Here is a 13,340-nt window from a genome sequence, read left to right on the forward strand (position 1 = left end):
TTGTCTTCGCTTCTTGTATTTGTGTTCCAACGTATTGATTAAAACTAGATAAAAGGGTTACAATAGTGAATATTACCCTACTTGAACTTATTGCCTTTCATTATTAATTATTTGCCTTCCGTATTTTTTCCCTTTACCCATGAAAAAAGAGAATAACGTTAAAGTGTGGTGTCTGAATGAATTTGTCAATTGCAGCATTAGAAAACATGAAATTAAAAGAGTTATACGAGCTTGCGAAAGAATTTAAGATTTCGTATTATAGCAAGTTAACGAAAAAAGAGCTGATTTTTTCTATTTTGAAAGCTCGAGCAGAAAAAGAAGGTTTCTTTTTCATGGAAGGCGTATTAGAAATTATTCAATCAGAAGGATTTGGATTCCTACGTCCTATCAACTATTCTCCAAGCTCAGAAGATATTTATATCTCAGCTTCGCAAATTCGTCGTTTCGATTTACGTAATGGAGATAAGGTTTCTGGTAAAGTACGACCTCCGAAAGAAAATGAACGCTATTTTGGGTTATTACAAGTTGAAGCTGTAAACGGAGATGATCCAGATTCAGCAAAAGAGCGTGTGCATTTCCCTGCATTAACACCATTATACCCAGATCGCCAAATGAAATTGGAAACGGAACCGAAAAAGTTACCGACACGCATCATGGATTTAATCGCACCAGTTGGATTTGGACAACGTGGTTTAATTGTTGCGCCTCCAAAGGCTGGTAAAACAAGTCTATTAAAAGAAATCGCGCACAGTGTTACAACAAATCATCCGGAAGCAGAACTAATTGTACTTTTAATTGATGAGCGTCCAGAGGAAGTAACAGACATTGAACGTTCTGTTAAAGGAGATGTTGTAAGTTCTACTTTTGATGAAGTACCAGAAAATCATATTAAAGTAGCTGAACTTGTGTTAGAACGTGCGATGCGTCTTGTAGAGCACAAGAAAGATGTTATCATTTTAATGGATAGTATTACCCGTTTAGCTCGAGCTTACAACCTCGTTATTCCACCAAGTGGTAGAACATTATCAGGTGGTATCGATCCAGCTGCCTTCCATAGACCGAAGCGTTTCTTTGGAGCTGCACGTAATATTGAAGAAGGCGGTAGCTTAACAATTTTAGCAACAGCCCTTGTTGATACAGGATCACGTATGGACGATGTTATTTACGAGGAATTTAAAGGAACTGGAAATATGGAACTTCACTTGGATCGTTCATTAGCTGAACGTCGTATCTTCCCAGCGATTGATATTCGTCGTTCTGGTACACGTAAAGAAGATCTATTAATTCCAAAAGAACATTTAGACAAGTTATGGGGCATTCGTAAGACAATGCGTGATACACCAGACTTTGTTGAAAGTTTCTTACGTAAGCTTCGTCAAACGAAGACAAATGAAGAGTTTTTACAAAACATTGTTGCAGACTCGAAAAGGTATGTAACAACTAAGTAAAGGGAAAAAAATCAGGACTCGCTTATTTTATAGTAAGCGAGTTTTTTATGCTGTTTAGGTGATATTAAAGAGAGAGATAAGTGAGAGAACCTTAGCCAGTCAGAGCTGGATGAGCTCCCTCCAGCGGCTAAAATCTCCGGTCATTTCACTCTCTCGCATGAAGCAAAAAGCGCTTCAAGGTTGAGAGTTCGAAGTGTCCTGGATTCTGAACGAGCCGCTTCTGCTTTTAAATGATATCCAGTTCCGGTGGCTAGCTCTTCGCATCTAAGAACCTTCCGCCCGAAAGGTAAAAAGCACCTTTAGGGCGAAAGAACCTTAACTGGTCAGAGCTGAGCGAGCCACCTCCACTTTTAAGATAATACCAGCTCCAGCGGCTAGAATGGTCGGTGGCTTCTGCTTTTAAATTGTATCTAGTTCCGACGGCTAGCTCTTCGTGTCTAAGAACCTCCCGCACTAAAGGTAAAAAGCACCTTTTGTGCGAGAGAACCTTAGCCAGTCAGAGCTAAACGAGCCGTCTACACTTTTAATTTCAAAAGACAAAAACAGGTAGTTGCAAAATGAAGTTAGCCTTGTTATAATTTCATCATATGTGTTTCATCAATATAGTTGTGTATGCAGCTGAAGATGAAAAACTCTGTTTCGAAAATGATTCAGGGCGGAAGGAGATGAAAAGAATGAAAGCAGGAATTCACCCAGATTACAAGAAAGTTGTATTCATGGACACAAACACAGGCTTCAAATTCTTAAGCGGATCTACTAAAGGATCTAACGAAACTGTTGAGTGGGAAGATGGTAACACTTATCCATTACTAAAAGTTGAGATCAGTTCTGATTCTCACCCATTCTACACTGGACGTCAGAAGTTTGCTACTGCAGACGGACGCGTTGACCGCTTCAATAAGAAATACGGTCTTAAGTAATAAAAACATAAAACAGGCAAGTGTATGTATTCGCTTGTCTGTTTTTTTTGCGAAAATATTATACCTTTACCCTACTTTTAACTGAAAAGTAGATGAAAGGAGAGCTTCATGTACTTAATAAATCAAAATGGCTGGATTGAAGTGATTTGCGGTAGTATGTTTTCTGGCAAGTCAGAAGAGCTAATCCGCCGTGTGCGCCGTACGCAATTTGCAAAACAACATGCAATTGTATTTAAACCATGTATTGATAATCGATATAGTGAAGAAGATGTTGTATCACATAACGGATTAAAGGTAAAAGCAGTTCCTGTTTCAGCTTCAAAGGATATATTTGAACATATTACAGAAGAGCTGGATGTTATTGCAATCGATGAGGTGCAATTTTTTGATGGGGACATTGTGGAAGTGGTGCAAGTATTGGCAAATCGTGGCTATCGTGTCATTGTAGCTGGTTTAGACCAAGATTTCCGTGGTCTACCATTTGGACAAGTTCCTCAGCTGATGGCGATTGCTGAACATGTGACAAAACTACAAGCAGTATGTTCTGTATGTGGATCTCCAGCAAGTCGTACACAACGATTAATTGATGGAGAACCAGCGGCATTTGATGATCCAATTATTTTAGTTGGAGCTTCAGAATCGTATGAACCACGTTGTCGTCATTGTCATGCAGTACCTGCAAACAAAGATAAGTAAAACTCGCTGCGCAAGGCGGGTTTTTTTCAAAATAGAGAGAATGAGCGGTTTGAGCCGCTTGCGCTTTTAAATATATCTAGTTCCGGTGGCTAGCTCTTCGCATCTAAGAACCTTCCGCCCGAAAGGTAAAAAGCACCTTTAGGTCGAAAGAACCTTAGTTGGTCAGAGCTGAAAGAGCCACCGCCACTTTTAAATATATTATCTAGCTCCAGCGGCTAGAATCTCCGGCCATTTCGCTCTCTCGCTCGAAGCAAAAAGCGCTTCAAGGTCGAGAGCTCCAATGGCCTGCGATTCTGAGCGAGCCGCTTGCGCTTTTAAATATAATTTGCGTTTTTTTGAGTAAGTACCATATACTATTTGTATTAGATACTAGGATGTAGAGGTGAATGATGTGTTAGATCGTTTGCAAGCTGTAGAAAATCGTTATGAGAAGTTAAATGAATTGTTAAGTGATCCAGCGATTATTAGTGATTCAAATAAGCTTCGTGAATATTCAAAGGAACAGTCTGATATACAGGAAACGGTAGAGGTGTATCGTGAGTATAAGGATGTTCGTGAGCAATTAAAAGATGCGAAAGCAATGTTAGAAGATAAGTTAGACGCAGAAATGCGTGAAATGGTAAAAGAAGAAGTTTCTGAGTTAGAATCACAAGATAAAACATTATCAGAGCGTCTGAAAATTTTACTTGTTCCAAAAGACCCTAATGATGATAAGAACGTTATCGTTGAGGTTCGTGGAGCTGCTGGTGGAGACGAGGCAGCTTTATTTGCTGGTGACTTATACCGTATGTATAGCCGTTACGCTGAGGTACAGGGCTGGAAAACGGAGATTATTGAGGCTAGCTATACAGAGTTAGGTGGATATAAAGAGATTATCTTTATGATTAATGGTAAAGGTGCTTTCGCGAAGCTGAAATTCGAGAATGGCGCTCACCGTGTACAACGTGTTCCTGAAACGGAATCTGGTGGACGTATTCATACATCTACAGCAACTGTAGCTGTATTACCAGAGGCAGAAGAAGTAGAAATTGATATTCATGAGAAAGATGTTCGTGTTGATACATTCGCTTCTAGTGGACCTGGTGGACAGAGCGTTAATACAACGATGTCAGCGGTGCGTTTAACGCATTTACCGACTGGTGTAGTTGTATCTTGTCAGGATGAGAAATCACAGATCAAGAATAAAGAAAAAGCGATGAAAGTATTACGCGCACGTGTTTATGATAAGTTTAGACAAGAAGCGCAAGCTGAGTATGATCAAAACCGTAAACAAGCTGTTGGTACGGGAGATCGTTCAGAGCGTATTCGTACGTATAACTTCCCGCAAAACCGTGTTACAGACCATCGAATCGGTTTAACGATTCAAAAGCTAGATCAAATCTTACAAGGTAAGTTAGATGATTTCATCAATGCCTTAGTGATGGAAGATCAGGCTCAAAAGATGGAGGCAGCTGAGTAATGCGTGTCTATGAAGCCCTGAAATGGGCTTCTTCTTTTTTACAGGAAAATGGACGAGATGAAAATGCGGGAGAAATTGTCCTTTGTCATGTATTAAAGGTGAACAGAACAGGATTACTTATGAATATGCGTGAAGAAATAACTGAGGAACAAGAGAAAAGCTTTACGGAGTTTATCCATAAGCATGTAGAAGGTATTCCTATTCAATATATGATTGGTTATGAAATGTTTTATGGACGGTCTTTCTTTGTGAATGAAGAAGTATTAATACCAAGGCCGGAAACAGAAGAGCTTATAGTGGGAGTATTAGAAAGAATCGAGCGCCATTTTGGTGATGAGAAACTACATGTAGCAGATATAGGTACAGGTAGTGGAGCGATTTCTATTACGCTTGCTTTAGAAAATAAAAATCTTCATGTGTATACAGTAGATATTGCACAAGAGTCGATTGAAGTTGCAAAAGAAAATGCAAAAGCTTTAGGTGCAGAAGTAACGTTCTATCACGGTGATTTATTGTCACCATTTCATAAAACGGGTCAAAAGCTAGATGTTGTTGTTTCAAATCCTCCATATATACCGGAAGAGGATTGGCGTGGTCTTTCTCCTGTTGTGAAAGAGCATGAGCCGAAGAGAGCACTTGTTGGTGGTGAAGACGGATTAGATTTCTATCGCCGTTTTATGGAAGAATTGCCGAATGTGTTGCAGAAGAAAGCGATTGTGGCGTTTGAAATTGGAGTAGGACAAGGTGAGGATGTAAAAAGATTGTTACAACAAGCTTTTCCACATGCTCATGTTGAGGTTGTTTTCGATATTAACGGAAAAGATCGTATGGTATTTGCAGAGATGGAGTAAGGTTCACACCTTACTCTATTTTTTTGTGGGAAAATTCATATAGATTTTGAATTTAATAGTTTAGAAAGATGAAAGTCTGTCCACACTGTTTGTAGAAGGGACGGTGGAGGAAATGAAAAAACAAGTTATTGCTTATCTTCTTATACTATTAATTGGTGCACAGTTACTTGTGCAGTTTGGATATATGAAAGCTGATGCGAAAGGGCCTTCAGTTATTCCGAAAGAGGCCGTTCGATTAAGAATTTTAGCAAATAGTGATTCAGATAAAGACCAGGCATTGAAGCGTAAAGTGCGTGATGAAGTAAAAGCACAAATTGATGGATGGGTAGCGGATTTAACTTCATTTGAAGAGGCACGCAAAGTAATTCAAAGTCATATTCCAGAAATCGAGAAAACGGTGGAAAATACGTTAAAAAGAGAAGGAAGTAAAGATTCATTTCAAGTGAAATTTAGTAAGAATGTAAAGTTTCCTACAAAGGTATATGGGAATTTTATTTATCCGGCAGGGGAATATGAAGCAGTCTTAATTACAATTGGGGAAGGTGAAGGGGCAAACTGGTGGTGTGTATTATTTCCACCGATGTGTTTCTTAGATTTTTCGAGCGGGACAGCTGTAAGAAAAGAAGAGCACGTTGTGAAGGCGGAATCTCCTGAAGAGGAGCAGGTACAACTAGATGAGGAAGTAGTAGATACAGAAGAGAATAAAGTGGATAAGGTAAAAGAAACGAAAGTTGTAAAGCGGGAAGCAGTAAAAAAAGTAACAGCTTCTGAAAAGAAAGTAGTGAAAAATGAAACAAAAGTCGAAGAGCAGCCTGTAAGTAAAGAAGAAACAAAAAATGTGGAAAAAGTGGAGAAACCTGTGGAGAAAAAACAAGAAAAGCAAAATGAGTATGTAAAAGTAGAAGAGGAAGAAAAAAAGCCAGAAGTTAAATTGTTTATTGTAGAAGCTTTTACATCTTTATTCTCTAAATAGTACTATTAATAAATCCCTCCTCATATATAAAAATGAGGAGGGATTTATTATGAAGAAAGTGTATTTTGCTACGAAAGCAGATGTGGAAAGATTACATTCTTTTTTCGGACAAGCTAATAAAAAAGATGATAAAATAAATGAGTTGTACGCACAATTTATGATTTTGGAAGAGGCGGAAGAAATACGAGCTGTAATTGGTTATGAACAAAGTGGGGAAGATGTACTTATTCGTTCTTGTTTATTCACACCTCATGTGGATAAACAGACTTTCTTATATTTTTTTGAAATGTTTTTGCAGTATATGAAAGAAAAAAGTGTTCAACAATTGTACTTACTAACAAATCATCCACAATCTGTACCGATCTTTCAGTTCTTTGACTTTTTTACTATAGAAAAGGATGAGGTTCCAGAGGGAATTCAACAGCTAGAACATTTTTGTAAAAATATAAAAGAGCAGAATGCAATAATACTAAATTGTCAGCTATTCACAAAGTTATCCACGGATTAATTAGGTTTATCCACATTTTGTGGATAAACCTTGTTTGTCTTTTGGATAAATCTCATAGTAAACTAAAAATAGACAAGTATTTAAGGCTAGAAAAGGACGTGGAAAAAAATGCATACAAATATGTGGGTTGTGGATAATGTTGTGGAAAGAAAAAAATATTATCCACAGTTACAAGAAGCAGCAAAATTATTAAGAGAAAATGAGGCGGTTGCTTTCCCTACGGAAACAGTATATGGGTTAGGGGCAAACGCGATGGATGATGAAGCAATCGCGAAAATTTTCGAAGCGAAAGGAAGACCGAGTGATAATCCACTCATTGTCCACATAGGTACAAAATCTCAGTTAGATGGGATTGTGAAAGAAATTCCACCAGTTGCAGAGAAGTTAATGGCGCATTTTTGGCCAGGACCATTAACAATTATTTTGCCGAGAAAAGAAGGAATTTCAGAGAAGGTGACGGCAGGACTTAATACGGTTGGAGTAAGAATGCCTGATCATCCAATTGCACTTGCTCTTATTGAAGAGGCGAATGTACCTGTTGCGGCACCAAGTGCGAATCGTTCAGGGCGTCCAAGTCCAACATTAGCTTCTCACGTATATGAAGATTTGAATGGGAAGATTGCAGGTATTGTTGATGGTGGTGCAACTGGAGTAGGCGTTGAATCAACTGTAATTGATTGTACAAGCACGGTTCCAACAATATTACGTCCAGGTGGGATTACGAAAGAACAATTAGAAGCGGTGATAGGTACTGTTTCTTTAGATCCAGCTTTAAAGGATGAGAAGGAAAAACCGAAATCGCCTGGAATGAAATACACACATTATGCGCCGAAAGCACCACTTAGTATTGTTGAGGGCTCACGTGAGTTTATTCAGCATCTTGTGGATGAGAAGAAGAAAGAAGGATTTAAAGTAGGCGTATTAACGACAGAAGAGTACCAGTATGTATATAGTGCAGATGTTATATTATCTTGTGGTGTTAGAAGTGACTTAGCTAGCGTTGCGACTAAATTATATGATGTACTTAGAACATTTGATGCAAGTGAAGTGGATGTTATTTTTAGTGAGTCATTCCCTAATGAAGGAATAGGGAATGCAATTATGAATCGTTTAACAAAAGCGGCAGGACATCATATTATTATTGAATGATAAGGTAAGATTAGCAAACAGAATATTTCTCCTTGGATAAGCATATTGTGAAGTAGCACGTCCAAGGAGGGGCATGAATGACGTTTGAACAGCTAATACCTTTAATAATTATGGCATTCGCCTTAGGGATGGATGCGTTCTCGGTGAGTCTTGGTATGGGGATGATGCCCCTAAAGTTAAGACAAATCCTGTATATTGGTATGACGATAGGGATATTTCATATTATTATGCCGTTTATAGGAATGGTACTAGGTCGTTTTTTATCAGAGAAATATGGAGATATCGCACATTTTGCGGGTGCTATTTTATTAATCGGACTAGGGTTTTATATTGTATATTCGACCATTTTACAAAATGAAGAGACTAGAACTGCCCCTATTGGAATTAGTTTATTCGTATTTGCATTTGGCGTCAGTATAGATAGTTTCTCAGTAGGGCTTAGTCTTGGTATTTATGGGGCACAGACAATTATTACGATTTTACTGTTTGGATTTGTTAGCATGTTATTAGCGTGGATTGGTTTATTAATTGGGAGACATGCGAAAGATATGCTCGGTACATACGGTGAGATAGTAGGTGGTATCATTTTGGTTGGGTTTGGATTATATATCCTTTTTCCTATATAATTTTATGTAGGAGGGAATTATGAACAAGCTATTGGAATGGTATGTTAAATTTTTAACCTTCTTTCCTCGATGGCTAAGAAGACTTATAATTTGGGGTATTATTTTGCAAATTTCGATGTTAGGTTGGATTAAGTTAATTCGTGAATGGTGAGATAGTTCCTTTCTGTGAATATTTTGTTTGTACTATATTTATTACGCTAAAAATTACAGATATAGAAAGGATGAGATGAATGACGAGATTGAAGCAAGTTTTTGGTATTATTATTAGTTTTTTTGTTTTTTGGTTTAGTATGCTCGGTGTACAAATGTTTGCTGAGTTTTTAGATATTGAGTCATTGAAATTTGTTGCGGGAAAGACTGAGGCGGCGCGTGCCTTTTACTCTCCGTACCCGTTTTTAATTGTTTTTCTTATTACATTGCTTTCCCTATACTTCTTCGTAATTAAGCTAGGGAAGCCGAAAAAAGAGAAAATGCCTACTTTAGAGGAAAAGAAGGAAGAATTACAATGATAAAATCCCCTGCTAAAAAGCAGGGGATTTTATATTTGAGTGATGGGAGGAATCTAGCCCCATTGCTTTTAAATATATCCAGTTCCAGCGGCTAGCTCTTCGCATGAAGCAAAAAGCGCTTCAAGGTCGAGAGCTCCAATGCCCTGCGATTCTGAGCGAGCCACTTCCGCTTTTAGATTGGCCTAACTAATTCAAATTGTTCTCCTAATTTTGCATAGTTGTGTCCTGCTAGGCGGCTTATTGGTTTGAGTCCTTCGGCGTGAATGCGCCCTTTTTCATATAGATGTTCGGCAACGTGGAAACGAACGACGCGTCCAATTAGTAGATCACAAGCTGGTGAGTCTTCCGTTCCGCCAAGTGGAATTGCACGTTCTAATACGCATTCCATTCGAATATTTGCTTCTTTTACACCTGGAACGGAGATGACTTCACTTTCAATTGGTGTTAGTTTTGCTAGTTCAATTTCACTTTCATTTGGCGGGAGGTTAGCTGCTGTTTCGTTAATTGCTGCTACATATGATTCGTCAGAAATATGTACGACAAATTCTCCTTTTTCAATTGCGTTTCGGGAAGTGTCCTTTCTTTCTCCTGCTTTTCGTTGTACAGATACTGAGATAAGTGGTGGATTAGCAGCGACAATATTGAAATAACTATATGGTGCTCCGTTTAGTACACCTTCTTTTGTTACAGAAGTAACGAATGCGACAGGACGAGGGATGATACTTCCAGTAAGTAATTTGTAATTATCTTTTTCAGTTTGTTCATTTGGATTAATGGATAACATGCTTGTAATCCCCTTTCTAAATATGAATACTTATTGTTTGTTTACAAGATAACGATGAGAAAATCCTGCTGGAAATAATATTTTGTTTCATAAAAAGAACTTACTTCAATTGTAATGAAGTAAGTTCTTTTTCAAGAATCTCAAATTTGAGATAAAAATTAAAGTAAAACGTATGCGCCAGGTCCGATTAAAGCTACACCAACAGCAACAGCGATTAACATTAAGTTATATTCATATCCGTTTTGTGTTACCCAGTAACCATTTTTTCCGTGAACAGTGAAGATAGCCATTAACATTGTTCCAACGATAAATAATGAACCAACTACAATGAAAATACCTGATGCGAATAAGAAACCACCTAGTAATTCAGTTGCGCCAGCCATAAATGCCATAAATACACCAGGACGTAAACCGATTGACTCCATCCAGCCACCTGTTCCTTTTAAACCGTAACCGCCGAACCAACCAAATAATTTTTGAGCGCCATGACCCATGAATGTAATTCCTATAATAAGACGAATAATAAGTAGACCGAAATCCATCATTTTAAAAACCTCCTAAAAGTTATTAACTTACCTTACGTAAGTAATAATAAAATAGTTACTTACTATAGTCAAGTGGATTTTGAAAAAAGTTTGAATTAAATTTTACAAATTAACAACAAAAAATAAAATGTAGTAAAGACCTCTAGACAAGTTGGGCAAAAAAAGAGAAAATATAAATAGAAGTTAACTTCTAATTGTTATTCAGACAATCAGAATTGACTGGAATTTTGTGAAGCGCTACAATAAGAGTCTATTAGTAATGACATAATTTATTTCGAAAGCGTTTTTACAGTATAATATTCGAAGTATGAAGTCTTACATGTATCCCGAGTTTTACTAGGGATTGCCCTATAAACTTTTAGGTAAATTATAAGGAGGACTATCCTATGTTTAAAAAATTATTCGGTCTTGGTTCAAAAACAAATGAAGAAACAATCGTAGCTCCATTAACTGGAGCAGTGAAAAATATTGAAGAAGTACCAGATCCAGTATTTGCTGGTCGTATGATGGGTGACGGTGTTGCAATTGATCCTACTGAAGGTGTAGTTGTATCTCCAGTTGATGGTGAAATCGTACAATTATTCCACACAAAACATGCTATCGGAATTAAAGCGAAAAACGGTACAGAAATTTTAATCCACGTTGGATTAGAAACTGTAAAAATGGAAGGTGAAGGTTTCGAAGCTCACGTTTCTGAAGGCCAAGCTGTAAAAGCTGGAGATAAATTAATCTCATTCGACTTAGAATTAATCCGTGAAAAAGCGAAAAGCACAATTACTCCAATTGTTATTACAAACACAGATGCAGCTGAGTCTATTAAGACAACTGTAGGCGTAGCAGCTACAAAAGGTTCAACAGAAGTAATGAAAGTTACAATGAAATAATTGCAATATAAGAGGAATCCGTTTCGTATGAAATGGATTCCTTATTTTTGTTGCGTGTTCAGTATGTATGTTAAAATACTCTAGGCACTTGGAAATAGGGTTTCACATATATGTGGATAAGGCGCATTTTTCTTAGAAAAAATATAAGAGAAATGCGCCTTTTGTATATTCACATTTCTTTTGTTCTATTCTAATGTAAGTTATGATGAATGATAAGAAATCGAATATAGGGGTGGGTTTGAATGAAACGAGTGTTATTTGTTTGTACTGGCAATACATGTCGTAGTCCAATGGCTGAGGCGTTGCTTCGTCATCACGGAGGAGATAAGTTTGAAGTGCAATCTGCTGGTGTTTTCGCCTATCCTGGGAGCGATGCATCGGTACATGCGAAGGAAGCTTTAGCTGAAAAAGGAATTTCAATTAATCATGCGGCGCAGCAAGTAAATGAAACTTTGCTTGATTGGGCTGATATTGTCGTAACGATGACAGAAAACCATAAGCAAATTGTACTTGGGCATTATCCGAGCGTTGAAAAGAAATTAAATACGTTATATGGATTAACTGAAGGTATAGGCAAGGACATTTTAGATCCATTTGGAGGCTCGCTTTCTATTTATAAAGAAACGTTAGATGAGATGGAAAAACTTGTACAAACTTTACTGAAAAAACATTCAGTAGGTTGATGTTTCGTGTATAATACGATATTGGAGATCACTTCTTCCTATATGAGGTAGCGAGTGTGAAATGAAGATAATTGATTGAAACTTTGGAGGGGTAAAAATGAAAGTAGTAATAGCATCTGATCACGGCGGTATGAATATCCGCAAAGAACTTGTAAGTTTATTAGAAGAGTTAAATATTGAATATATTGATTTAGGTTGTGAATGTGAAGCTGGTTCTGTTGATTACCCTGACTTTGCGTTTCCAGCAGCTGAAATGGTAGCGAATGGTGAAGTAGATCGTGGTATTTTAGTTTGTGGGACAGGCATTGGTATGTCAATCGCAGCAAACAAAGTAAATGGTATCCGTTGTGCGTTAGTTCATGATACTTTCAGCGCGAAAGCGACGAGAGAGCATAATGACACTAACATGCTAGCAATGGGCGAGCGTGTAATTGGTGCTGGTCTAGCGCGTGATATCGCGAAAATTTGGTTAACAACTGATTATGAAGGTGGTCGTCACGAAAACCGCGTAGGAAAAATTAAAACATACGAAACAAAGTAATAGATTCTAACTATCAGTAGTGTGAAATATAATTTGGTGAACCAACCTGTGAAAGGAAGAGGCGTAATGACAGAAATCGTAAAGGTAAGAGAACAGCTACAAATGTCGCTTTCTGATTTCCAAGAACAAGCTTCATTACAAAGCGGTCAAGTTTTTGTAGTGGGTTGTAGCACGAGCGAAGTGCTAGGCGAAAGAATTGGAACATCAGGAACGATGGAAGTAGCAGAGGCGATTTTCTCTGAGTTAAAACAATTTCAAGAGCAAACAGGTATTGAATTAGCGTTTCAATGTTGTGAGCATTTAAACCGTGCTTTAGTAGTTGAGAGAGAAGTAGCGATAAAATATCAATTTGAAATTGTAACAGTTACGCCTGTTAGATCAGCAGGTGGTGCATTGGGGACATACGCGTATCACAATTTGAAAGATCCGGTAGTAGTTGAGTTTATTAAAGCTGATGCAGGAATGGATATTGGTGATACATTTATCGGTATGCATTTAAAGCATGTAGCTGTTCCGGTTCGTACAAGTGTGAAGGAAATTGGAAGTGCGCATGTAACGATGGCCAAAACACGTGGAAAACTAATTGGTGGAGCACGTGCTGTCTATGCGGCAGTGGAAGAGACTACCACTTGCCGTTAAATATGAGAAATTAGGAAGTCATATAGTACCTGTTTATCATAAGATAAAAGGTATGTTGTCTGACTTTATAATAGAAGAAAGAAAAGACCGATTTTCGGTCTTTTTTTTCTTTTATGATATAGAAA

17 protein-coding genes are annotated in these 13,340 nt (G+C 37.7%); 15 read left to right on the forward strand and 2 right to left on the reverse strand.

The annotated features are described in order from the left end of the window. Window positions 1-176 precede the first annotated feature (176 nt). From rho to HMAS_RS21495, 11 genes are all read left to right on the forward strand, one after another. The gene (gene rho, locus HMAS_RS21445) at window positions 177-1,448 is read left to right on the forward strand and encodes a transcription termination factor Rho (protein ID WP_001053903.1); all 1,272 of its coding nucleotides are present in this window, start codon (window positions 177-179) and stop codon (window positions 1,446-1,448) included. Window positions 1,449-2,122: 674 nt separating this feature from the next. Further along, window positions 2,123-2,368 carry a type B 50S ribosomal protein L31 gene (locus HMAS_RS21455; RefSeq protein WP_000643433.1) on the forward strand — a complete coding sequence of 82 codons (246 nt, stop codon included), beginning with the start codon at window positions 2,123-2,125 and terminating at the stop codon, window positions 2,366-2,368. A gap of 108 nt (window positions 2,369-2,476) precedes the next feature. Beyond that, window positions 2,477-3,064: a thymidine kinase gene (locus HMAS_RS21460; protein WP_000280859.1), complete on the forward strand. Its 588-nt coding sequence runs from the start codon at window positions 2,477-2,479 to the stop codon at window positions 3,062-3,064. Window positions 3,065-3,455: 391 nt separating this feature from the next. Then, window positions 3,456-4,523, forward strand: a complete 1,068-nt coding sequence (gene prfA, locus HMAS_RS21465) for a peptide chain release factor 1 (RefSeq protein ID WP_000887064.1) — start codon at window positions 3,456-3,458, stop codon at window positions 4,521-4,523. After that, a complete protein-coding gene (prmC, locus tag HMAS_RS21470) occupies window positions 4,523-5,374 on the forward strand; it encodes a peptide chain release factor N(5)-glutamine methyltransferase (protein ID WP_001267065.1) in 852 nt (283 codons plus the stop codon). Before prfA ends, prmC begins: the two co-directional genes overlap by 1 nt. 112 nt (window positions 5,375-5,486) lie before the next feature. Continuing rightward, window positions 5,487-6,347, forward strand: a complete 861-nt coding sequence (spoIIR, locus tag HMAS_RS21475; RefSeq protein ID WP_048534681.1) for a stage II sporulation protein R — start codon at window positions 5,487-5,489, stop codon at window positions 6,345-6,347. A gap of 49 nt (window positions 6,348-6,396) precedes the next feature. Further along, window positions 6,397-6,855: a mechanosensitive ion channel protein gene (locus tag HMAS_RS21480; protein WP_000758437.1), complete on the forward strand. Its 459-nt coding sequence runs from the start codon at window positions 6,397-6,399 to the stop codon at window positions 6,853-6,855. 108 nt (window positions 6,856-6,963) lie between these two features. Continuing rightward, a complete protein-coding gene (locus HMAS_RS21485; RefSeq protein ID WP_000557354.1) occupies window positions 6,964-8,004 on the forward strand; it encodes an L-threonylcarbamoyladenylate synthase in 1,041 nt (346 codons plus the stop codon). A gap of 77 nt (window positions 8,005-8,081) precedes the next feature. Then, window positions 8,082-8,630 carry a manganese efflux pump MntP family protein gene (locus HMAS_RS21490; protein WP_000142475.1) on the forward strand — a complete coding sequence of 183 codons (549 nt, stop codon included), beginning with the start codon at window positions 8,082-8,084 and terminating at the stop codon, window positions 8,628-8,630. A 19-nt stretch (window positions 8,631-8,649) separates the two neighbouring features. Next, entirely contained in the window at window positions 8,650-8,781 is a 132-nt protein-coding gene (locus tag HMAS_RS28280) for a hypothetical protein (RefSeq protein ID WP_001037634.1), read from the forward strand. A gap of 79 nt (window positions 8,782-8,860) precedes the next feature. After that, entirely contained in the window at window positions 8,861-9,139 is a 279-nt protein-coding gene (locus tag HMAS_RS21495; protein WP_000197472.1) for a DUF3935 domain-containing protein, read from the forward strand. Window positions 9,140-9,311: 172 nt separating this feature from the next. On the opposite strand, the gene HMAS_RS21500 is transcribed toward HMAS_RS21495, so the two are convergent. After that, a complete protein-coding gene (locus tag HMAS_RS21500; RefSeq protein ID WP_000949054.1) occupies window positions 9,312-9,923 on the reverse strand; it encodes a flavin reductase family protein in 612 nt (203 codons plus the stop codon). Window positions 9,924-10,081: 158 nt separating this feature from the next. Further along, window positions 10,082-10,468, reverse strand: a complete 387-nt coding sequence (locus HMAS_RS21505) for a DoxX family protein (RefSeq protein ID WP_000968616.1) — start codon at window positions 10,466-10,468, stop codon at window positions 10,082-10,084. Window positions 10,469-10,854: 386 nt separating this feature from the next. Here HMAS_RS21505 and HMAS_RS21510 point away from each other — a divergent pair, with 386 nt between their 5' ends. From HMAS_RS21510 to HMAS_RS21525, 4 genes are all read left to right on the forward strand, one after another. Further along, window positions 10,855-11,352, forward strand: coding sequence for a PTS sugar transporter subunit IIA (locus HMAS_RS21510; RefSeq protein ID WP_000473665.1), 498 nt, complete (start codon window positions 10,855-10,857; stop codon window positions 11,350-11,352). Between the two features lie 242 nt (window positions 11,353-11,594). Continuing rightward, window positions 11,595-12,035, forward strand: coding sequence for a low molecular weight protein arginine phosphatase (locus HMAS_RS21515; RefSeq protein ID WP_116345013.1), 441 nt, complete (start codon window positions 11,595-11,597; stop codon window positions 12,033-12,035). Window positions 12,036-12,132: 97 nt separating this feature from the next. Further along, the gene (gene rpiB, locus HMAS_RS21520; RefSeq protein ID WP_000869542.1) at window positions 12,133-12,576 is read left to right on the forward strand and encodes a ribose 5-phosphate isomerase B; all 444 of its coding nucleotides are present in this window, start codon (window positions 12,133-12,135) and stop codon (window positions 12,574-12,576) included. Between the two features lie 66 nt (window positions 12,577-12,642). Next, window positions 12,643-13,215 carry a TIGR01440 family protein gene (locus tag HMAS_RS21525; protein ID WP_000136386.1) on the forward strand — a complete coding sequence of 191 codons (573 nt, stop codon included), beginning with the start codon at window positions 12,643-12,645 and terminating at the stop codon, window positions 13,213-13,215. Window positions 13,216-13,340 lie beyond the last annotated feature (125 nt).

Source organism: Bacillus sp. HMA207 (genome assembly GCF_003402455.1).
Lineage (GTDB): Bacteria > Bacillota > Bacilli > Bacillales > Bacillaceae_G > Bacillus_A > Bacillus_A cereus.